The sequence below is a fragment of the Sphingobacterium sp. UBA7631 genome (assembly GCF_002483935.1).
Classification (GTDB): Bacteria; Bacteroidota; Bacteroidia; order Sphingobacteriales; family Sphingobacteriaceae; genus Sphingobacterium; species Sphingobacterium multivorum.
Genome location: NZ_DLIX01000002.1, coordinates 249,320 through 267,317, shown reverse-complemented (window position 1 = coordinate 267,317; position 17,998 = coordinate 249,320). Strand labels below are relative to the sequence as shown.

17 protein-coding genes are annotated in these 17,998 nt (G+C 38.8%); 7 read left to right on the top strand and 10 right to left on the bottom strand.

The window, feature by feature from the left end:
* Window positions 1–717 precede the first annotated feature (717 nt).
* The 4 genes from B3P16_RS01350 (at window position 718) to nudK (ending at window position 4,753) form a co-directional block, all read left to right on the top strand.
* Window positions 718–1,614, top strand: a complete 897-nt coding sequence (locus B3P16_RS01350; protein WP_115049762.1) for an SIR2 family protein — start codon at window positions 718–720, stop codon at window positions 1,612–1,614.
* A gap of 351 nt (window positions 1,615–1,965) precedes the next feature.
* Entirely contained in the window at window positions 1,966–3,195 is a 1,230-nt protein-coding gene (locus tag B3P16_RS01345) for a hypothetical protein (RefSeq protein WP_112373591.1), read from the top strand.
* Between the two features lie 31 nt (window positions 3,196–3,226).
* Window positions 3,227–4,066 carry a helix-turn-helix domain-containing protein gene (locus B3P16_RS01340; RefSeq protein ID WP_286752503.1) on the top strand — a complete coding sequence of 280 codons (840 nt, stop codon included), beginning with the start codon at window positions 3,227–3,229 and terminating at the stop codon, window positions 4,064–4,066.
* Window positions 4,067–4,171: 105 nt separating this feature from the next.
* The gene (nudK, locus tag B3P16_RS01335; RefSeq protein WP_286752502.1) at window positions 4,172–4,753 is read left to right on the top strand and encodes a GDP-mannose pyrophosphatase NudK; all 582 of its coding nucleotides are present in this window, start codon (window positions 4,172–4,174) and stop codon (window positions 4,751–4,753) included.
* Window positions 4,754–4,776: 23 nt separating this feature from the next.
* Here the strand turns inward: nudK and B3P16_RS01330 are convergent, their stop codons facing one another.
* The 7 genes from B3P16_RS01330 to B3P16_RS01300 all read right to left on the bottom strand — a co-directional run bounded on the left by B3P16_RS01330 (window position 4,777) and on the right by B3P16_RS01300 (window position 8,421).
* A complete protein-coding gene (locus B3P16_RS01330; protein WP_286752501.1) occupies window positions 4,777–5,109 on the bottom strand; it encodes a hypothetical protein in 333 nt (110 codons plus the stop codon).
* A gap of 232 nt (window positions 5,110–5,341) precedes the next feature.
* Window positions 5,342–5,602 (bottom strand): Ada metal-binding domain-containing protein, encoded by a 261-nt coding sequence (locus B3P16_RS01325; protein ID WP_286752500.1) that lies wholly within the window; start codon window positions 5,600–5,602, stop codon window positions 5,342–5,344.
* A 10-nt stretch (window positions 5,603–5,612) separates the two neighbouring features.
* Window positions 5,613–6,326, bottom strand: a complete 714-nt coding sequence (locus tag B3P16_RS01320; RefSeq protein WP_286752499.1) for a 2OG-Fe(II) oxygenase — start codon at window positions 6,324–6,326, stop codon at window positions 5,613–5,615.
* 171 nt (window positions 6,327–6,497) lie between these two features.
* Window positions 6,498–6,929 carry a MarR family winged helix-turn-helix transcriptional regulator gene (locus B3P16_RS01315; RefSeq protein WP_286752498.1) on the bottom strand — a complete coding sequence of 144 codons (432 nt, stop codon included), beginning with the start codon at window positions 6,927–6,929 and terminating at the stop codon, window positions 6,498–6,500.
* A gap of 46 nt (window positions 6,930–6,975) precedes the next feature.
* Window positions 6,976–7,611 (bottom strand): nitroreductase family protein, encoded by a 636-nt coding sequence (locus tag B3P16_RS01310; RefSeq protein WP_286752497.1) that lies wholly within the window; start codon window positions 7,609–7,611, stop codon window positions 6,976–6,978.
* Between the two features lie 12 nt (window positions 7,612–7,623).
* The gene (locus tag B3P16_RS01305) at window positions 7,624–7,992 is read right to left on the bottom strand and encodes a DUF1304 domain-containing protein (RefSeq protein WP_286752496.1); all 369 of its coding nucleotides are present in this window, start codon (window positions 7,990–7,992) and stop codon (window positions 7,624–7,626) included.
* Between the two features lie 3 nt (window positions 7,993–7,995).
* On the bottom strand, window positions 7,996–8,421 hold the full coding sequence (locus B3P16_RS01300; RefSeq protein ID WP_159729772.1) for an organic hydroperoxide resistance protein: 426 nt from the start codon (window positions 8,419–8,421) through the stop codon (window positions 7,996–7,998).
* 167 nt (window positions 8,422–8,588) lie between these two features.
* Between B3P16_RS01300 and B3P16_RS01295 the strand changes: the two genes are divergently transcribed.
* The 3 genes from B3P16_RS01295 (at window position 8,589) to B3P16_RS01285 (ending at window position 11,288) form a co-directional block, all read left to right on the top strand.
* Complete coding sequence (locus B3P16_RS01295; RefSeq protein ID WP_286752495.1) at window positions 8,589–9,503, top strand: helix-turn-helix domain-containing protein; 915 nt, start codon at window positions 8,589–8,591, stop codon at window positions 9,501–9,503.
* Between the two features lie 93 nt (window positions 9,504–9,596).
* Window positions 9,597–10,358, top strand: coding sequence for an SDR family NAD(P)-dependent oxidoreductase (locus B3P16_RS01290; RefSeq protein WP_286752494.1), 762 nt, complete (start codon window positions 9,597–9,599; stop codon window positions 10,356–10,358).
* Window positions 10,359–10,550: 192 nt separating this feature from the next.
* Entirely contained in the window at window positions 10,551–11,288 is a 738-nt protein-coding gene (locus B3P16_RS01285) for a metallophosphoesterase family protein (RefSeq protein ID WP_286752493.1), read from the top strand.
* 139 nt (window positions 11,289–11,427) lie between these two features.
* On the opposite strand, the gene B3P16_RS01280 is transcribed toward B3P16_RS01285, so the two are convergent.
* From B3P16_RS01280 to B3P16_RS01270, 3 genes are all read right to left on the bottom strand, one after another.
* On the bottom strand, window positions 11,428–13,584 hold the full coding sequence (locus B3P16_RS01280) for an IPT/TIG domain-containing protein (protein WP_286752492.1): 2,157 nt from the start codon (window positions 13,582–13,584) through the stop codon (window positions 11,428–11,430).
* A 61-nt stretch (window positions 13,585–13,645) separates the two neighbouring features.
* On the bottom strand, window positions 13,646–16,897 hold the full coding sequence (locus tag B3P16_RS01275; protein WP_286840981.1) for a TonB-dependent receptor: 3,252 nt from the start codon (window positions 16,895–16,897) through the stop codon (window positions 13,646–13,648).
* Between the two features lie 100 nt (window positions 16,898–16,997).
* Window positions 16,998–17,996 carry a fasciclin domain-containing protein gene (locus B3P16_RS01270; RefSeq protein ID WP_286752490.1) on the bottom strand — a complete coding sequence of 333 codons (999 nt, stop codon included), beginning with the start codon at window positions 17,994–17,996 and terminating at the stop codon, window positions 16,998–17,000.
* Window positions 17,997–17,998: the final 2 nt, after the last annotated feature.

Sequence of the window (17,998 nt, the reverse complement as noted above, 5' to 3'; positions counted from 1 at the left end):
TTTTATGAATTAATCTGTTCTTACACTAAAAAACTTGTATTGAGAGAAGGGAAACACACTTTATTACGAGTTATTTAGCTTCTGTTTTATACAAAGTTAAGCGTGATCCTGCGCAGTGAAGCGCACTATTAGCTGGATGTAAGCGGTAGGTTACAGATACCGAATATTGTGCAAAATTTTCATCGATGTACGTATACACCAAAAGCGAGCTTAACAGGACTTGCTCTTCATAGCACTCTCAAAAGCGAGAATAACACAACAAAATACTACTATAATTTATGGGAATATGTTGCCAAGACCGTGATATCATTGTCAAGCCATATCACAACAGACCATCCTTGAAGAGACATCAAACATTTCCTGTATTCCTTTGTTATTTGTTTGTTATAGCATAGGATGAGTTATACCGTGAAGGCTAGGAAGTTGGTTCGCCTAGCCTTTTTTGACGAATAAAACCAACATATTTGACTGATCCGTCCATCGCAATGACGTAGCCATTTTTTACAGAAGTTTCAATTTACATCACATTGTTTCCATGCGGTATATAATGAGATTAAGAACGCTTTCGTCGCTGTGGTCATGTACAAAATCCTTCGATTTTTTATTAAATTCGTATGGAAGAAATCTAAATTCAATCGATTAAATGTTATATCAAAAGATGCGATCGATTGACATCTTCATTTAACTTTACAGACGTAAATCTTGATTTACAATACAATGAACAAGTTTGCTTTATTAGTCGGGAACGACATTAATAATATTTCACCAGGGATAAGCTGGAGTGATTTGCTACACAACATCAAAGAAAAGTATAAAGTTAGCTCATTGGAAAATGGACAAAAACCGTTCCCTATGTTGTATGAGGAAATATTCCTTAACGCAATTCGAGAAAAGCATATTAATGAAAGAGAACTTAAAAGCTATATATCGGATTGTGTCTCTCAAATCAATCAAAATGAAATCCACCAATTAATTCGGGATCTCTCGATCGAAAATATCATCACAACTAACTATGAATTCAGTTTAGAAGGAGAAACCGCAACAGCAAATGCTGGCCTTATCCGTGAAACAACCTACAGTGTATTTCGTAAACACCAAATCGGCAACACGAACTATTGGCACATCCACGGCGACTGCCTAAATCCCTCTTCCATTAACCTCGGTTATGAACATTACTGTGGTCAATTGCAAAAAATGAGGGATTATGTCGTTAATGGGACAAATTATAATTCGCAAACAGTCTACAAGGCTGCATTAATTAAAAGATTAAGTCGAAAAAAAGATACTAAACTCCAATCATGGATTGATTTATTTTTTACAAAGGATATCCATATCCTAGGCCTATCGCTTGATTTTGTAGAAATAGACCTTTGGTGGTTGCTAACCTACCGCGCCAGAAATAAGTTTTATAGACGAAGTACCTTTATTGAAAATAAACTCTTCTATTATACAACAAAAAAATGGTACGCGCTCTCCAAAGATAAAATGCAATTACTTCAAGCAAACGATGTTGAAATTGTTGTTATTGACGAAACCGATAAAACGAAATACTACAAGAAAGTCCTCGCCAGCATCAAAAAAAAATATAGGTTATCCAGCAAAATATTAAGTTGAACCTCAAAGCAATTTATAGATTTCTAGCTTGTTATCATGTCACTAATAGAAAAAAATTTCGCGTTCCCAAACATAACAAATTTATATTAAGCATTGAAAGTTTGCTGAATCGTCCAAAATCTGAACAGAAAGTTCCTTAGGCACATCATCCATTAGTTTATTTCATCAACACAAGTCAAAAAGACACTTATAAACCAGAAAACCAAATATTTATAACATATAAAAGTATTTTATTAAATCGATTTTGAGAAATAAAAAAAATAAATCATTTTTGCTATCATTTAGCTAAGATTAACAGGAAAAGTCATACCGTAAGGGATTATCATTTATATTTTATTTTTATTGATCTATATGTCATTTAAGAGAATTACCTATTTCTTTTTAGGCTTTTTGTTATTTATTGGTTGTAAAAGAGATATTCATCCAGGAATTGTACCACCGGATCCAGAAGTCATTGAAAAAGATAAATTACCCATACCTACAGGTTTCACAACTGACCTCGGTTCAATAAAAATTAATACAACTGCCAATGCAAACCAACCTGGCGAAGAGTTGCCAGGCTGGATACGCGATATCTCTGGCAATAGTGCGAGTTATTGCCACCCAGATGTTGAATATTTCCCTGCCGGTTTTAAAGGATACAAATATTGGATGGTATTTACGCCATATTTTGGCATAATAGGGTCAGATCGTACCGCCTCACTCTATGAAAATCCGACTGTGGTAGTTTCTAATGATGGAAAAGAATGGATCACTCCGGCAGGATTAATAAATCCTATTCAACGACGTCCGGCACTAGAAGATTCTTTCATCCAAAAAGATGGTAGCCCCAATCAAGGTTATTGGTCCGATGTAGACTGGAATTTCAACGGTGAGGAATTCGAACTATATTATAGAGGTTGCTTTTTCTCAAGCAAAATTTTAAAAAAATGGGGTGCCAAAAGCGCAAACAACAATAAAAAATTAAATGAAGAAGCTGAACGTGTTATTGTAAGGCAGACATCAAAAAATGGGATTGACTGGACACCGCTGGAACTCGTGTATAATAGTAATGAACCAACATCTTTCCAAGATAACCACATCCTTTCTCCAACATTTGTGAGAAATTCGACAAATTTAACGACCAGTTACGAAGTGGATTTCATGCCTAGCTACAAAGCACCAATTATGACCAATATCCTATCGCGTATTTCTACAAATGGATTAGATTTTACAGCATATCGCGACAGTAAGAAAGTTGAATTTATGAACAAACCTTGGCTAGAATTCAGCAAGGGGTATTCGACTTGGCATCTGCAAGGTTCCTATATTGATGGATATTATTTTTTATGTCTGGCAATTGGAAACGTCGACCGATTTACCTCAGATATGAATTATCTCGCCTATTCAAAGGATGGTATACACTTTCGTGTATTCGAAAAACCTTTAGCTGCGGCCAATGTATACCGCTCTTCTGTATTCCCAAAGACATCTTCCTTAAAAAGCATTGAATTTGGCGCCGTAATTGGTTATAAATCCGGAGCCTTTGGCTATCGTGAATTCACCATCAGCAAACAGGTATTGGAAGATGGTTTAAAATAAAATAGTTATATTTAGGTTCAAAGTCATTTCGATGGAGTTATTTCCAACAATAGATATTCAAGAATTTAGAAAAGACCAGCTTGCGGGTAATCAAGGATATTTATACTCGGAATTACGTGGTGAACATCATATAGCGCGTCCACACCAGCATCATTTTTTTTTATTGGTACTTTTTGACCAAGCAGAAGGTGTTCATACGATTGATTTTAAAGATTACCATATTGATCGTCATCAAATCCATATCCTGTTTCCAAAGCAAGTTCATAGTTGGAAATTAGGGGCCAATACAACTGGTTTCCAATTGATGGTCGATAGGGAACACTTCGAGAAATTTTCGCCCAATTTCCATTTTTCATTTGCTTACTATCAACGTACTCCTGTTATCTCACTCTCTAGCGAAACATTTGCTCTGCTTTATTATGAATTTAATGCAATAAGAAAAGAACTTGAGGATCACAATTGCGTTCCTGCAATTATCTACTCTCGCACAGCTGTCGTCGCATCTATAATAAGCAAAGAGGTACAGAAAATAGTACAAAATGAACAAAATAATGACTCCAATCCACGTCTTTTAAAGTTGCAAGAGTTAATTGACATCCATTTTCAGCATGAGAAGTCGGTATCTTTCTATGCGAAACAACTTAATATATCCACTCCGCACCTTACTAAAATCTGCCGTCAAAAGCTCGAAGTATCTCCGAGCCAGCTCATTCAACAACGAACTATCTTGGAAGCAAAACGATTGTTAAAAGCAACCGACTTATCTATCAAAGAAATTTCGTTCAAACTTGGTTTCGTTGACTCCCCTTACTTCTCTAATTTCTTCAAACAACACACAGGTCTGAATCCAAAACAATTTAGAACGCACTGAGGTTCATCAACACTTCGTATAAATTCATCAAGGCTTCTCTTAGTTTTTCCTGCTTAGTTTGGATTGCAATTCTTATTTTTATCTTTTGACTTTAACGCGCTAAAAATGGCAATAAAAGATATTAAAATTGTAAAAACTGAAATTCTATCAGACAACTGGTACACTTTAAAAAAAGTGACTTATCAATACAGCAAACCCGATGGCACGATACAGCAACAAAGCCGAGAAGCTTATGATCGTGGCAATGGAGCTGTCATTTTACTCTATAATACCAGTACTCAAACAGTCATATTAACAAGACAATTTCGAATACCCACCTACATCAACGGGAATGAATCAGGTATGCTTATCGAAGCTTGTGCAGGTCTTCTTGATCAAGATTCTCCCCACGACTGTATACGCAGGGAAACAGAAGAAGAAACAGGCTATCAGATTAAGGAAGCAAAAAAGATCTTTGAAGCTTATATGTCTCCAGGTTCTGTAACTGAAATTCTACATTTTTTTATAGCAGAATACACCAATAACATGAAAGTTGGCGATGGCGGTGGTTTAGAAGAAGAGGAAGAGCATATTGAAATTTTAGAAATCAATATCGAAGAAGCACTACATATGATTGATACAGGTGAAATCAAAGATGGAAAAACCATTATGCTACTACAATATATTCGTTTAAAAAATATACTGTAGACGCCTATTTTAGATGATTAGGGCTACTGATTAACTTTCTCAAAGATAAACTTTGGGTCTTGGAAATTGACGGTTGAAGGTATATAATGTGGAATTCCCATATACACTTGCTCCGTTCCTGTACCTAAAATATACAGAGACCCTTTTTTTAATAAAACAAAGGGTCTTCTTTTTTTCTGTCCCCAGCCAAATGGCGTATAATAATAGTCCCCAAGCAATGTGTCTTTTTGGATATTCCCGCGAATATCTCCCGAATCAACCTCACCTCCAGGTCTATAAAAGAACAATTTGCCATAAAAACGGCTCTCAAAAAGATTAAGATCCAAACGGGCACTATCCCGTTCATTATGCGCCATATAACTCAATACTTTAGTATCTCGCCTTCGCTCTTCACAGCTTATCAACAGCAGAGCCGAAAAAATAAAATAAACAGCAATCGAAAATAAACGCATTTTTCTTTTGATCTACGATAACTAACCCTGCCTCAAGATAAACACAAAATTCAACAATACACAAGGAAATTGACATAAGATACTTTTTCCAAACTCGATTTACTTAGATTCTCTATCTAAGAGAACTTAATGCGACCTACACTTCACCAAATCTCCTATTTTTTTCCTTCCATTCAACATAGTTCGCTTTTAAGCAGTGCCCACAAGGACGATATTGATGCTTTAGCGCTTCTTGCTCAGTGGCAAAAAAGACCCTGTTCTCCCGCTTCATCCTTTTTCCCGAAATACAACAAAGCAATCCATAAATTTTTAGTTTTTCATTGCCTCCTAAGCGAATTTCTCCGGTTCGAATCTTGGCGTGCAATGAAGCATCTGATATATTTTTATGCCATTCCATTGTGCGGGTTTTATCTCTCGGCGTCGTGAAAAATAATACCCAACGCATGGCGTTCACCTGCCGTAACTTCACTCACCCCGTGTTTCATATTAACCCTAAAATATCCGATTCGTCCTTTCTCAGGCCTAAAATTTGTCGCAAATAGGACGAGATCTCCCTTTTGGGGTTTTAAAACAATAGCCTTTGACTGCGCTCTAGGTATTTGTTGCGTTAGGACAAATTCCCCCCCTGTAAAATCTATTTCTGGCTCGTTCAACATAAACACCGCTTGCATCGGAAAATAGATTTCTCCATATAAGTCCTGATGTAGGGTATTGAAACCTCCTTGACTATATTTCAAAATCAATACTGTTGCCTGTTCTTGTCCTTTCAAGCGACAATCCGTCAAAAGGTCTTCATGTTTCATCGAAAACGACTTATCGACTTTCAGCGCACGAAACCAAGCATTAGCAATGACGGCCAGATGGGGATAAAGTTGGGATCGAATTGTTTGAATCAACTCTGGTAGTGGGTAGTCAAAATATTTGTACTCTCCTATTCCGAATCGATATCTCTCCATAACGACAGTTTTACGGTAGAGCGTCGAATCGCTATACCCTTTTTTTAATAGATCGCATTGTAAATCTGTCAATAGATTTGGAATGACTACATAACCCTGTTTATGCATTTCTTCTGTAATCGCAGGCCAATCTAGATTTTCTATGTTTTGAATGACATTTTCCATACCACGAATCTCCACATTATAGTCCTGTCAAAAAATCCGAAATATGCTAAAATGATGTATAATAAAAGGCACGTGAACATTTATAGCTCAAGACAATCCATATCAAAAAAAAAGGATTAAATACAGGCAGGTGTATTTAATCCTTTTTTTTGATATCATATCGTATAAAAACTAGCTGTTTCCAACATTATTCACGATTTTTTCTGCCAAGGCTTTAAGCTGAACCATATCAGCATAGTCGAGCTTTAAGGCTTCAAAAATCTGCATGGGAACACAATTTGCCTTTTCTTTTAATTGTAATCCTTGCTTTGTAAGTTTGATTTTGACTACCCTCTCGTCAGTTTTACTTCGTGTTCGAGTAAGCAAAGCTTTAGTCTCCAAGCGCTTCAATAGTGGCGTAAGCGTTCCATTATCCAGAAATAACTTAGCTCCTAATTGATTTACTGTTTGCTCATCATTCTCCCATAAAGCCATCATGGTGATATACTGTGGATAGGTCAAGTCAATCTCTTCAAGAATAGTTCGATACTGCTGCATAATTTCCCTATGTAGCACATACACTGAAAAGCAAAGCTGTTTATCTAATTTTAATAAATCATCCATCTTGCAAAGTTATTGAGTTTTCGAGGGATTGAAAGAGAATAATCAACTATTTATACTCAACGACAAACTCTTCCTTGGGTACTCGAACCTTTTTCATTGACGAAATCCAATCTCTCGAAGAGTCCGCCACACCAACATACATCAATGAAACGCTTTTAAGTCCATGTTTTTCTAATTGTAAAACCTCATCCACGACGCGGTTATCGAAGCCCTCGGCAGGCGTGGAATCAACGCGGAGTTCCGCTGCTTGAGCCAAAGCTAAACCTAAAGCAATGTAAGTCTGTCTTGCCGTGTGCGCAAAATTTCTTTCTGCAGCTTCATTCAGATAAATAGATTTTAACTTGTCCGTATAGGAGCCAAAGCGTCCCCTTGGCAAATCCCGTTCATCTGTAGTAAAATCATAAACTTTATCAATACGTTCTTCTGTATAACGATCCCATGCAGCGAAAACAAGCACATGTGAGCATTCACGCATACAGTCTGGATTTAGTGCTCCTTTTGCCAATTCTTCTTTCAATGCCTGATTTTCAACAATCAATATTTTAAATGGCTGTAAGCCCGAGGAAGTCGGTGCAAAGCGCGCTGCTTCAACGATTTTATCTATATTTTCTTGACTAACTTTTTTTGTCGGATCGTATGCTTTCACAGCATGACGCCATTGTAAATCTTCTATTAATGACATATAATTATATTTTTATTTTACGAGTATAACGGATAACAACGCCAACAATGCAGGAACTCCTTGTACAAAAAATATCTTTTTGCTCGCTGTAATTCCACCAAAAATACCGGCAACAAGGACACATCCTAAAAAGAACAGGCGTACATTGTGACTCCAGATGGGGTCATTGATAAAAAAAGACCAGGCTAAACCTGCAACGAGAAAGCCATTGTAGAGCCCTTGATTTGCAGCAAGCCCCTTCGTTGGCTTAAATAATTCTGCCGGGAGAGCCTTTCCAAAACTACGTTTTCCTGCAGTTTCCCAAGCAAACATTTCCATCCATACAATGTATACATGTTCTAAAAGTACGAGTGCTGTAAGCACGTTGGCAATATAATTCATATATTATTCGTTAGTTGATACCGTCAATTTGACATCCATATTACCCCTAGTTGCATTTGAATAAGGGCACACTTGATGTGCTTTTTCAATTAATTGTTGTGCTAACTCTAAGCTTACGCCAGGTATATTTGCATGTAATTCTGCAGCCAATCCAAAACCACCATTATCCAATTGTCCAATACTCACATGTGCAGTTACCGAAGTCTCTCCAGTTTTTACTTTTTCTGACCTAATGACCAAATTCAAGGCACTATCAAAACACGCAGCGTAACCTGCAGCAAAAAGCATCTCTGGATTGGCATAATCATCATTCGCACCTCCTAGTCCTTTTGGCATACGAACAGCTAAATCCAGTACACCATTTTCACTTCTTACCTGACCGTTTCGTCCTCCTTTGGCTGTCGCGCCGATGTTATATAACGTTTTCATATTTCAATTTGTTTTGTTTGTACAAATGTATGGTAAGAAATTATATTGTGCAAAATATAATATTGCAATTTACATTAAGATGAGAATAGCAAAATCTCAAAAACATAACTGCGAGTATCGAATGTAATTTAAAACCAGTACATTTGATTATTGCAAATCGAATTTAAATGAAAACAACTTCCATTGAACAGTTTTATCAGGAGATCAATGCGAGCATTCCAAAAGAGATCGCAAGAGAGATTGGTCATTTTAATGTATTCAACTTTGAGGAACTTGCAGCTACATTAAAAGATAAACCGATCATGCCCTACAATAAGCGTACGTACTATAAAATAAGCTTAATCACAGGGAAAAACACGGCTGAATATGCCGACAAAGTGATCGAAATCGATGAATCAGCACTTGTATTTGCTACCCCAAAAGTTCCTTACCATTGGATACCGAAAGACGAGCATCAGAAGGGTTATTTCTGCGTTTTCACCGATGAATTTCTAACCCGAAATAAAAGTGGTGTTAACATAGATGATCTCCCTATCTTTCAACCGGGCGGCCTTCCGATTTTTCAATTATCAGAAGAACAACGTATTGAAATAGAGGAAATCTTCGTAAAAATAAATAAAGAGCTTTCTTCAGAGTACGTCTTTAAATACGATCTGTTGCGAAATTATGTTCTTGAGATCATTCATTATGGGCAAAAGCTGCAACCCAAAAGTATAACAAATCCCACACATAATGCCTCTAATAGAATAACCTCATTATTTATAGAATTGCTAGAAAGACAATTTCCCATTGAATCTCCAATGCAACGTTTACAACTACGGACAGCTAATGATTTTGCGGAACGACTTGCCATACATGTCAATCACCTGAATAAAATTTTAAAGGAAAATACGGGAAAAACAACCAGCCATGTCATTGCAGCCAGAGTCACACAGGAGGCAAAAATTTTACTGCGACAAACCGATTGGAATGTCTCTGAGATTGCTTATTCACTTGGCTTTGAGGAGATCGCTCATTTTTCCAATTTTTTCAAGAAGCAAACTGGCTTTGCCCCAAACATTTTTCGTTCTCAATCGTTATAATTTGAATTTCGCAAATATCCATTTGTATTTCGCAAGGAAAAGTATAACTTTTCGGAGGATCTTTGTGCTGTTGGATCTTTAAAACAAATTAAAATGGCTACAAGTAAAATAGCATTGGTAACAGGCGGAAGCCGTGGTTTAGGTAGAAACATGGCTGTTAGCCTTGCAAAAAAAGGAATCGATGTCATTCTAACCTACAATAGCAATCAGGAGGAAGCAGATCATGTAGTTGCTACGATACAATCTTTAGGTCAGCATGCAGCTGCATTCCAATTGGATGCAGGTAATGTGCAGTCTTTTGATCTCTTCATCGAACGAGTTACACAGCATATAAAACAAGAAACTGGGCAATCAAACTTCGATTTCCTAATCAATAATGCAGGAACCGCCTTATATGCCCCCTTTATAGAAACCACAGAAGAACAATTTGATACAGCTTATAACATCCATTATAAAGGGGTATTTTTTCTCACGCAGAAAGCTCTTCCCTATTTGAATGATGGTGGACGTATTATCAATATTTCCTCTGGTCTCGCACGTTTTGCATTTCCGGGATCATCTGCCTATGGCTCGATGAAAGGAGCAATAGAGGTACTGACGAGGTATCTTGCCAAAGAACTCGGTCCTCGAGGTATTGCAGCAAACGTTGTTGCTCCTGGCGCGATCGAGACTGATTTTGGTGGCGGGCATGTGCGGGATAACAAAGAAACAAATGCGCATATTGCAGCTGTTACAGCTTTAGGACGTGCTGGTGTACCTGACGATATCGGCGGCGTGGTGGCCTTCCTCTGTACCGAAGACGCAAGATGGATCAACGGACAACGTATTGAGGTATCCGGTGGAATGAATCTTTAGTAACGTACCACCTAAATAAGCACATATCTGAGGCTATTAGCTATGTGCTTATTTTAAAGTATTTCTTCACCAATTTCAACCAACTACTCCCCTTTTAGTACAAAAATTATAATGCTATTATCATTTTCTTCCTTACCTCGTAAATTGTAGGTTGACTGATTACCCGAATGATTATGTTTGTAGCATAAGAATATGATACAACTTGCCATAATAAGTGATATTCATGCCAATTTAATTGCATTGGATGCGGTATTAAAAGATATCAAAAATAGCGGATTAACACAAATCTACTGCTTAGGTGATCTTGTTGATTTCGCCCCCTGGGGGAATGAAGTCATTGACAGAATACAAGAAAAAAACATTCCATGTCTACTGGGAAACCATGACCAAAGAATTGCTTTTGACGAAGCCATTATCCCTTTACCACACCATGATGTAATAGAGACTTCAAATCGAGAAATCGCCATCAACATAAGCAAGAAGGAGATATCGGCCCCTCATAAAAAGTGGTTAGCAACATTACCCTACAACATTGAACTAACCTTCAAGCTTGGAACGAGTTTTAGGAAAATCCTTCTTGTCCATGCCAGTCTCCAAAGCAATGACGAATACATCCATGAATCAACTCCAAAGCATGCTCTATCGACCCTATTAAAGCAAAGAGCAATCGATATTCTGGTGATGGGACATACACACCATTCTTATATTCAACAGGATGGAGACGTCTTTTTTATCAATTGTGGTTCGGTGGGCCGAAGTAAGGAAAAAGACAGAAAAGCAACTTACACAATAATCACCTTATCTGAAAAACAAATTAATGCCGAGATCGTTAAAGTCGACTACCCAATATCAGCTGTCGCAAATGCAATTTACGACAGCAATATCCCCGATTTCTACGGAGACTTCTTACTTGCGAATAATACACTTTAATCATTGTCAATTTGCCACAATAGCTAAAGCTGTCGTTTCATTATTAACATAAAAATCCCCGACACATACTCCGCATTATTTTTAAAGAGAGGAGCTCCTAAAAAACAATACGATTGCATCGGGGATTTATGTACAATTGTTATTTCAAAAACAGTTTCCGAATAGCTTTATTACTAACATCCAGAAGATAGACATTACCATCTTTATCTACTACCACATCTTTTATCAGACCAAAACGTGCTGTCGATAAAGTCCCATCCACATATCCATTCGTTCCCTTTATCAAAGTAATCACTTCTCGTGTCGACATATTGACCTCCCGAATAGCATAATTGTGGTTATCGGCAACAATCAATCTGTTATTTAATCCTGCTGTGATACCGCCTATTCCGTTGAAATATGTGTTCGTTCCAATCCCATCTTGATAGCCCGCATCCGAACCTCCAACCCAACGTTCCCCACGTGCATCACCCGGTCTTACAATTTCGATCCCGTTATTGCTGCTCGTGTTCTGATCCGAATAATACAAAACTCCTTGACTATCCACAAAGGGCTTAGCCATTACCCAACTAGGTCCGGGTACCTTCGTATAACCTCCAGCCAGGTTGACTTTGTTTATTCCCTGCGCAAAACCAGCTACTGCCACATATAAATTCCCTGACAGATCTAAACACATTGCACCCGGAGAAAATCCTTTTGCATATACAGTACGTTTGCCCGCAGGTGTAATTTTAAAAATCTGATTTGCTCGCTGATCGCTGACATAAATATTATTTTGTGGGTCAACAACTATTCCTGTAGGATAGTCGAATACAGCATTGGCACCATCTACCTGCAAAATAGATACACTTCCAGTCGGGGACACCTTTTTAACTTGTTTATTCTCCGGATCTGCGACATATAAATTTCCCTGCGCATCTATCGCCATTCCAGCTAGGTTATTGCCGAATACCGTACTTCCTGGCCCCCCTACGAATGTCATTACACCTGCGCGACGGAACGGTTGCGGTGCTAAAGCATCCTGACCGCCAACGATTACCTTTACCTCGCCTGTTGAAACACCCTGTGGTGCCTCCATAACCAACTTATTCTCACTAGCACTTGTCACAGGGGTCAAAACACCATTAAAATAAACCCTATTTTCGGCAGCATTTGTACTAAATCCAGTTCCCAATAAAGTTACACTTGTTCCCGCCAAACCATTGTCTGGACTTATAGAACGAATACCAAGCGTCTGATCCTTAAACTGTGGTCCTTCCACGGATTGATCGTTGACTACAACCCTTACCTTTCCAGATCCAGTTCCACCAGGAATGATCAACTTAAGCTGATTTTCACTACTTGAAGAAATAGCAACTTGCTTTCCATTTATAAAAACCTGATTTTCATCAAGTTCTTTACTAAATAATAGCCCATTTATTATCATTTCAGCCCCTTTTGGGCCACTCAAAGGAGAGACTGCGCCGATTTCAGGCTTGCCTACAACCGTAAATTTCGGACCCGAAATCTTCTGTTCATTGATATTCACGGATAGAGGTCCGGTACTGACACCAGCTGGAGCCACTACGACAATTTTTTCAGGACTAGACTCCAATACGACCGCGATCTTTCCATTGAAATCAACGATATTCCCCGAATTGACTTTTTCGAAGCCTTCACCCATTAGGGTAACTTTGGTTCCCGCCCCACCTGTTAATGGTTTAATACTGCGGACGACCTGATAAGTAAAATTCTGTCCTTGCGACTTTTTACCATCCACACGAACTTCTACAGCACCATACCCCGCATCTTCCGGAATTTCTGCAACGATTAATTTATCTGTAACACTCACAACCAAAGCTTTTTTGCCATTAACATAGACTTCTGCAGGTTTATCTGTACTACCAAAGCCCTCCCCATCAATCCGTAGTTGGGTGCCGCCTGTACCATTTGTCGGAAAAATTTTTGAGACTGAAAGATCTTGATAGGTATACGTACCAACATCAAAACTATTACTTCCATACTTCAAGACAATTCCGCCACTTTTGTCACCTTTTGGCACACGTAAAACAACCGATGTTGGAGTAGCGCTAATCACCTCTGCCGAACTCCCTGCAACTGTTGCAGAAAATTCTGTAATTGCCCCGCTGAAGCCTTCTCCTTCAATCGTAACTAGTGTACCTGCTTTACCAGAATTAGGGTAATAACTATCCACTTTAGCCGGAATTTTATCGACCAATTCTTCCTTTTTACTGCAACCGATCGTCGCAATAGCCATCCATATAGATATGATGACTAGATTAATTGTATTTTTCATTGGAATAAATTCTTATAACTATATATCCGCTATCCTTTTAGGTTTTTCCCAAATGACCAAACTAGAATGTATATCGAACCCCACCTTGTATTTGTGCTCTTGAGTTAAAATAATCGATGCTATAAGGCTGCCCAGGATCACTAAAGGTAAATACGGGCCAGCTATCAGCATTTTGCCTCGGCGGAAATAATGATGGGGTAAGACCCACACTACTCGTCGAATTAAATGTATTGGGCGAAAAATATTGAATACCCCATTTCTTGGAAATTAGATTAGTCAAGTTCATAACATCCACCGAAAATGTTATAAATTGTTTCTTTGACTTCTGAAGAAAGAGATCATGTGCAATTCGAAGATCTGCCTGTACATTCCATGGTGTACGTCCCATATTACGCGCTGTAAAATCACCCCTACGGGAGCTCAGATAATCATTACCATCAATGAACCGATTAAAAGCATCTGCTTGCTGCTGAGCAGAAAGACCATTTGCAAGATCTTTAAAGTAATGAATTGTTTCCGTCTGTCTTGGAATATAAACCAAACTTACTTGTTGTGGCAAGCCTTGTATGCTGTTATTGACGATACCATAGGTAAATGGACTTCCAGATTGCGCACTGACATACAAGGTAAAATTCGTACGCCCTGCATTACGCCAAGTTTGTTCGTAATTTATACTCGAAACGATACGGTGACGGATATCAAAATTGCTGTAAGCTAACTTTGGATTATTAGGAATAAGTGACTGATTCAGTTGCCAGTTACTTTCCATAGAATTACGTACGCCATTACTTAAATCCTTTGATTCTCCATAGGTATAGCTCAGCGTGGCATTCAATTTTTCTTTGATCGTTTTCCCAATGGTCCCTGTTATACTGTAGCGGTAACCTTGATTGGTATTACGCAGAAGATATACATTCGAGAAACGATTATCCACAGTACCGCTATAAACAGGTTGTTGTTTATTGACGTCATACCCATACCATAATGGGTTATCCTTGTTGTTCAGCTGCTGAAATAGAACATCTTTAATATTCTTTGTATAAATACCTTCAACCGTAAATTTCCAGCTTTCAACTTTGTAATCTATACCCAAACTGGACCGCAGCACCTGCGGCAGTACAAAATTGTTATCGACCAGATCAACCTGCGTTTTTCCGGTACTTGGATCATTAATAACAGCGCCATTCTGCGCTATAAACTCACCTATTCCATTCGGACTTGGCTTTATAGGGTCAGAGCCGGGTGCAAATGGTTTCTGGTCTGCTTTTTGATCGAAAGCACCATAACTGTTACCCGTATTATAGTATGCATAAGCCAACCAGGCAAACGGTATACGTCCTGTAAACAAACCGGCGCCACCCCGGACAGTCAGTTGCTTATTGTCCATTGCCTCCCATCGAAAGCCAATTCTCGGAGACAACTGTATTCTATTTAGAAACTCATTTCTTAACCGATTTGGTGGCGTATAGGTGTAGGTTGTGCCAAAAGTGGGGTCAGACCACATGTCATTGACTTTATCACTTCGTGTCGGCATTGTTGGCAATGCTGCCAAATCCGCACGAAGTCCAGGTATGATTTGGAAACGATCATTGATACGGATTTCATCCTGAATGTAGAGACTATACATATCAACAGAGAAGTTAGCCGCGGGATGATCCAGAATGTAAGAACGTGAATTATCCTTATAGTTGTAACTTCCTCTTACGCGATACGGAACATTCGCGACGAAATCCGCAATACTATTGTAATCAACCCGACCATTCCAACTGTTAACAAACCCATACCGAATGCGATAAAGCTCATTATGTGTTCCAAATAACAATTTATGCCTACCTTTTGTCCAATTTAGATTGGCCGTAATCTCCCAGGTACCTTGTCGCATATTAAATATACTAGCTTCACGATCAGTTCCAAGATAAATTGTTGTGCCCGGTGTACGCCCTTGTATCTGTACCTGAGGTAAGGAAGGATCACTTAAAGGGTCGCGTCGATCATTTACCTGTGTATATCCCAACACAATATTGGAAGAAAGATTATTACTAAATCTACTTTTCAATTCTGCAACGGTACTTGTTTGGTTGTTTTCTTGTTCAAAGGCCATACTACTGAACCGAAAATCCTGTTGATCCCGATCCATATGAGTTGCCTTACTAAAGATTGTATTGTTACGGATTGCCAACTGATGTTTGGCATTTATATTCCAGTCTAAACGATTGAAAAACTTGGTTGACCGGGACCAATTTGTATAATTACCTGCGGTTCCAATATTAAAAATATCACCATAGCGTGAACGAGCGGCTTCGGCTATTGCTTCTACATCGCGCTGCTCCAAAATATGAGCTGTTTCGATAGTCCCAACACGCAACTGCGTAGGATCTTGGCGCCTGGTAAACTCCTCATTACTGAAAAAGAATAATTTATCTTTTATTAAAGGAAACCCTATTCGGAAACCTGTTTGATAATCATAAAAATCTTTATTCATTTTCCCCAAAGTTCCCACCCGGTCCTTACCCGTTAACGCGGCATTCCGTCCATAGGCGTAAACCGATCCTTCAACTTGGTTTGTACCACTTCGCGTGACAGCATTGACCGAACCGCCTGTAAAATTTCCGATCTTGACATCGTAGGGAGCCAAATATACTTGCATATCCTGAATGGCGTCTATTGATATGGGGTTTGTTCTTGTACTGCTCCCTGCCATTCCTGAGGTCCCCGTTTGTCCACCAAGAGAGGGGCTAAAACCTATTGCATCATTATTGATGGCACCGTCTATCGTGACATTATTATACCTAAAGTTTGTACCACCGAAACTATTATCGCGACTTCCTTGCGGTGTAAGCCGAGTTACATCAGTAATCGAACGGTTGACTGTAGGCATATTCCTTACTTGCGCGCCACTGAAATGATTTCCCGTCCCTACTGTCCCAGCCCTTGTATCAGCTTTCCGGCCAGTCACAACGACCTCACTAAGTGTTTCATTACGCTGTTGCATAATAAAGTCCGTCTGCAAGGTTTCTCCCAAACGCACAAATATATTTTCTTTACGTTCTGTTTGTAATCCAATGCTACTTACATCAACTGTATATGGACCGCCAATACGAATATTATTTAAAGTAAAACGTCCATCTTTATCGGTCGATTGCACATAACGGGTCCCTGTTGGTGTGTGTATCACAGTAACGGTCGCCTTCTCCACAAGAGTTCCACTGCTACTTTGCACCTTTCCGTTAATTGTACCCGAAGTTTCCTGCGCAAAAGAATTGAGCGCTTGCAAAAGAAACAAAAAGAGTAAAATTAGCTTTAGTATTGACATTATAGGATAGAAAGTCATGGTTGATCTTCCTATGCATATACTGTCATTTTGATATCTATTCATTGCTATGTTTCATTAATTCGTTAGATAAATCTTCTTATTACTGTGTTAGCCGGAGCCCCTGATCAACAATATGTAGTACCCCATCTCCGGTAAGGATATCCTGTTTCTGTAATAAGACATCATTTGTATTCCCCAAACCCCGAAGTGTTATGCCGCTAAAAGAGCCCGGAGAACTGGTATTTGGAACCAACTTAATGTCAACACTGTTACCATCTAGCATGGTTTGCTTAGACATATTTGTATCACCCGTACTCAAGATATAGTCGTACACAAAACGACGGTCATGGAGAATATGATAGCGGACTATCTTTTTCAGGTCGTCCAAATTGGCCAGCTCCACATCCTGCACGGATTGAAATCCCAGCAGAGTCATTGCAGCATTATTCGGTGCAAAAACCGTATAGGCTCCCTGATTTGTTTTTTCGGATAAAATGCCGGTCCTTTTTATAGCACGAGCAAATATGCTGATACTCGCATCTGCGTTGATAGCATCGACAATCTTATCATGTACATAGGGAGTCATAACGCGGTCGAGCACTTGAATCAGTCCATTAGATGCAGGCAAATTTTGTGTCAATATACGTGCTCCATTCAGTGTCAGTACTGTATCGGCGCCTTTGACCCAGTGTGTGGCATAGACCTTACCGCGACGTGTTTTCAATTCTTGATTAAACAGAAAAGGAAGCTTATTGAGCTCATATTTTCCATCCAGTATGTGATAATTAGCGATATTAGAAACTATTGCTGCGCGTTCAGACAGCATGCTCACCACAGTTGGATAACCCGCCTTTCCAAAGGCATTGTCGGATGGAGCAAGCAAAGTATAGGGACCTTCGCCCTTTTGCAGCTCTTTATCCATATTACTGACGCGCAATGCAGCATTAAATACCGATAAATTAAAATTATCGGCAACGACCAAGTTGACCTTATTATTGTCAAAATTCGTCGTGTTTTCTTCCTTTTTACAAGCAAATAATAGATTGATCGTCAGCAAAAATAGGCTACACTTGCTATAACTAAAATTATGTCGTCTCATCT

Excerpts from the sequence above, each read along its gene's own strand:
- B3P16_RS01345 (WP_112373591.1), top strand. The coding sequence starts at position 1,966 with ATGTCATTTAAGAGAATTACCTATTTCTTTTTAGGCTTTTTGTTATTT.
- B3P16_RS01275 (WP_286840981.1), bottom strand. The coding sequence starts at position 16,897 with ATGTCAATACTAAAGCTAATTTTACTCTTTTTGTTTCTTTTGCAAGCG.
- B3P16_RS01340 (WP_286752503.1), top strand. The coding sequence starts at position 3,227 with ATGGAGTTATTTCCAACAATAGATATTCAAGAATTTAGAAAAGACCAG.
- B3P16_RS01305 (WP_286752496.1), bottom strand. The coding sequence starts at position 7,992 with ATGAATTATATTGCCAACGTGCTTACAGCACTCGTACTTTTAGAACAT.
- B3P16_RS01320 (WP_286752499.1), bottom strand. The coding sequence starts at position 6,326 with ATGGAAAATGTCATTCAAAACATAGAAAATCTAGATTGGCCTGCGATT.
- B3P16_RS01330 (WP_286752501.1), bottom strand. The coding sequence starts at position 5,109 with ATGGCGCATAATGAACGGGATAGTGCCCGTTTGGATCTTAATCTTTTT.
- B3P16_RS01325 (WP_286752500.1), bottom strand. The coding sequence starts at position 5,602 with ATGGAATGGCATAAAAATATATCAGATGCTTCATTGCACGCCAAGATT.
- B3P16_RS01295 (WP_286752495.1), top strand. The coding sequence starts at position 8,589 with ATGAAAACAACTTCCATTGAACAGTTTTATCAGGAGATCAATGCGAGC.
- B3P16_RS01285 (WP_286752493.1), top strand. The coding sequence starts at position 10,551 with ATGATACAACTTGCCATAATAAGTGATATTCATGCCAATTTAATTGCA.
- B3P16_RS01350 (WP_115049762.1), top strand. The coding sequence starts at position 718 with ATGAACAAGTTTGCTTTATTAGTCGGGAACGACATTAATAATATTTCA.
- B3P16_RS01280 (WP_286752492.1), bottom strand. The coding sequence starts at position 13,584 with ATGAAAAATACAATTAATCTAGTCATCATATCTATATGGATGGCTATT.
- B3P16_RS01310 (WP_286752497.1), bottom strand. The coding sequence starts at position 7,611 with ATGTCATTAATAGAAGATTTACAATGGCGTCATGCTGTGAAAGCATAC.
- B3P16_RS01300 (WP_159729772.1), bottom strand. The coding sequence starts at position 8,421 with ATGAAAACGTTATATAACATCGGCGCGACAGCCAAAGGAGGACGAAAC.
- B3P16_RS01290 (WP_286752494.1), top strand. The coding sequence starts at position 9,597 with ATGGCTACAAGTAAAATAGCATTGGTAACAGGCGGAAGCCGTGGTTTA.
- nudK (WP_286752502.1), top strand. The coding sequence starts at position 4,172 with ATGGCAATAAAAGATATTAAAATTGTAAAAACTGAAATTCTATCAGAC.
- B3P16_RS01315 (WP_286752498.1), bottom strand. The coding sequence starts at position 6,929 with ATGGATGATTTATTAAAATTAGATAAACAGCTTTGCTTTTCAGTGTAT.
- B3P16_RS01270 (WP_286752490.1), bottom strand. The coding sequence starts at position 17,996 with ATGAGACGACATAATTTTAGTTATAGCAAGTGTAGCCTATTTTTGCTG.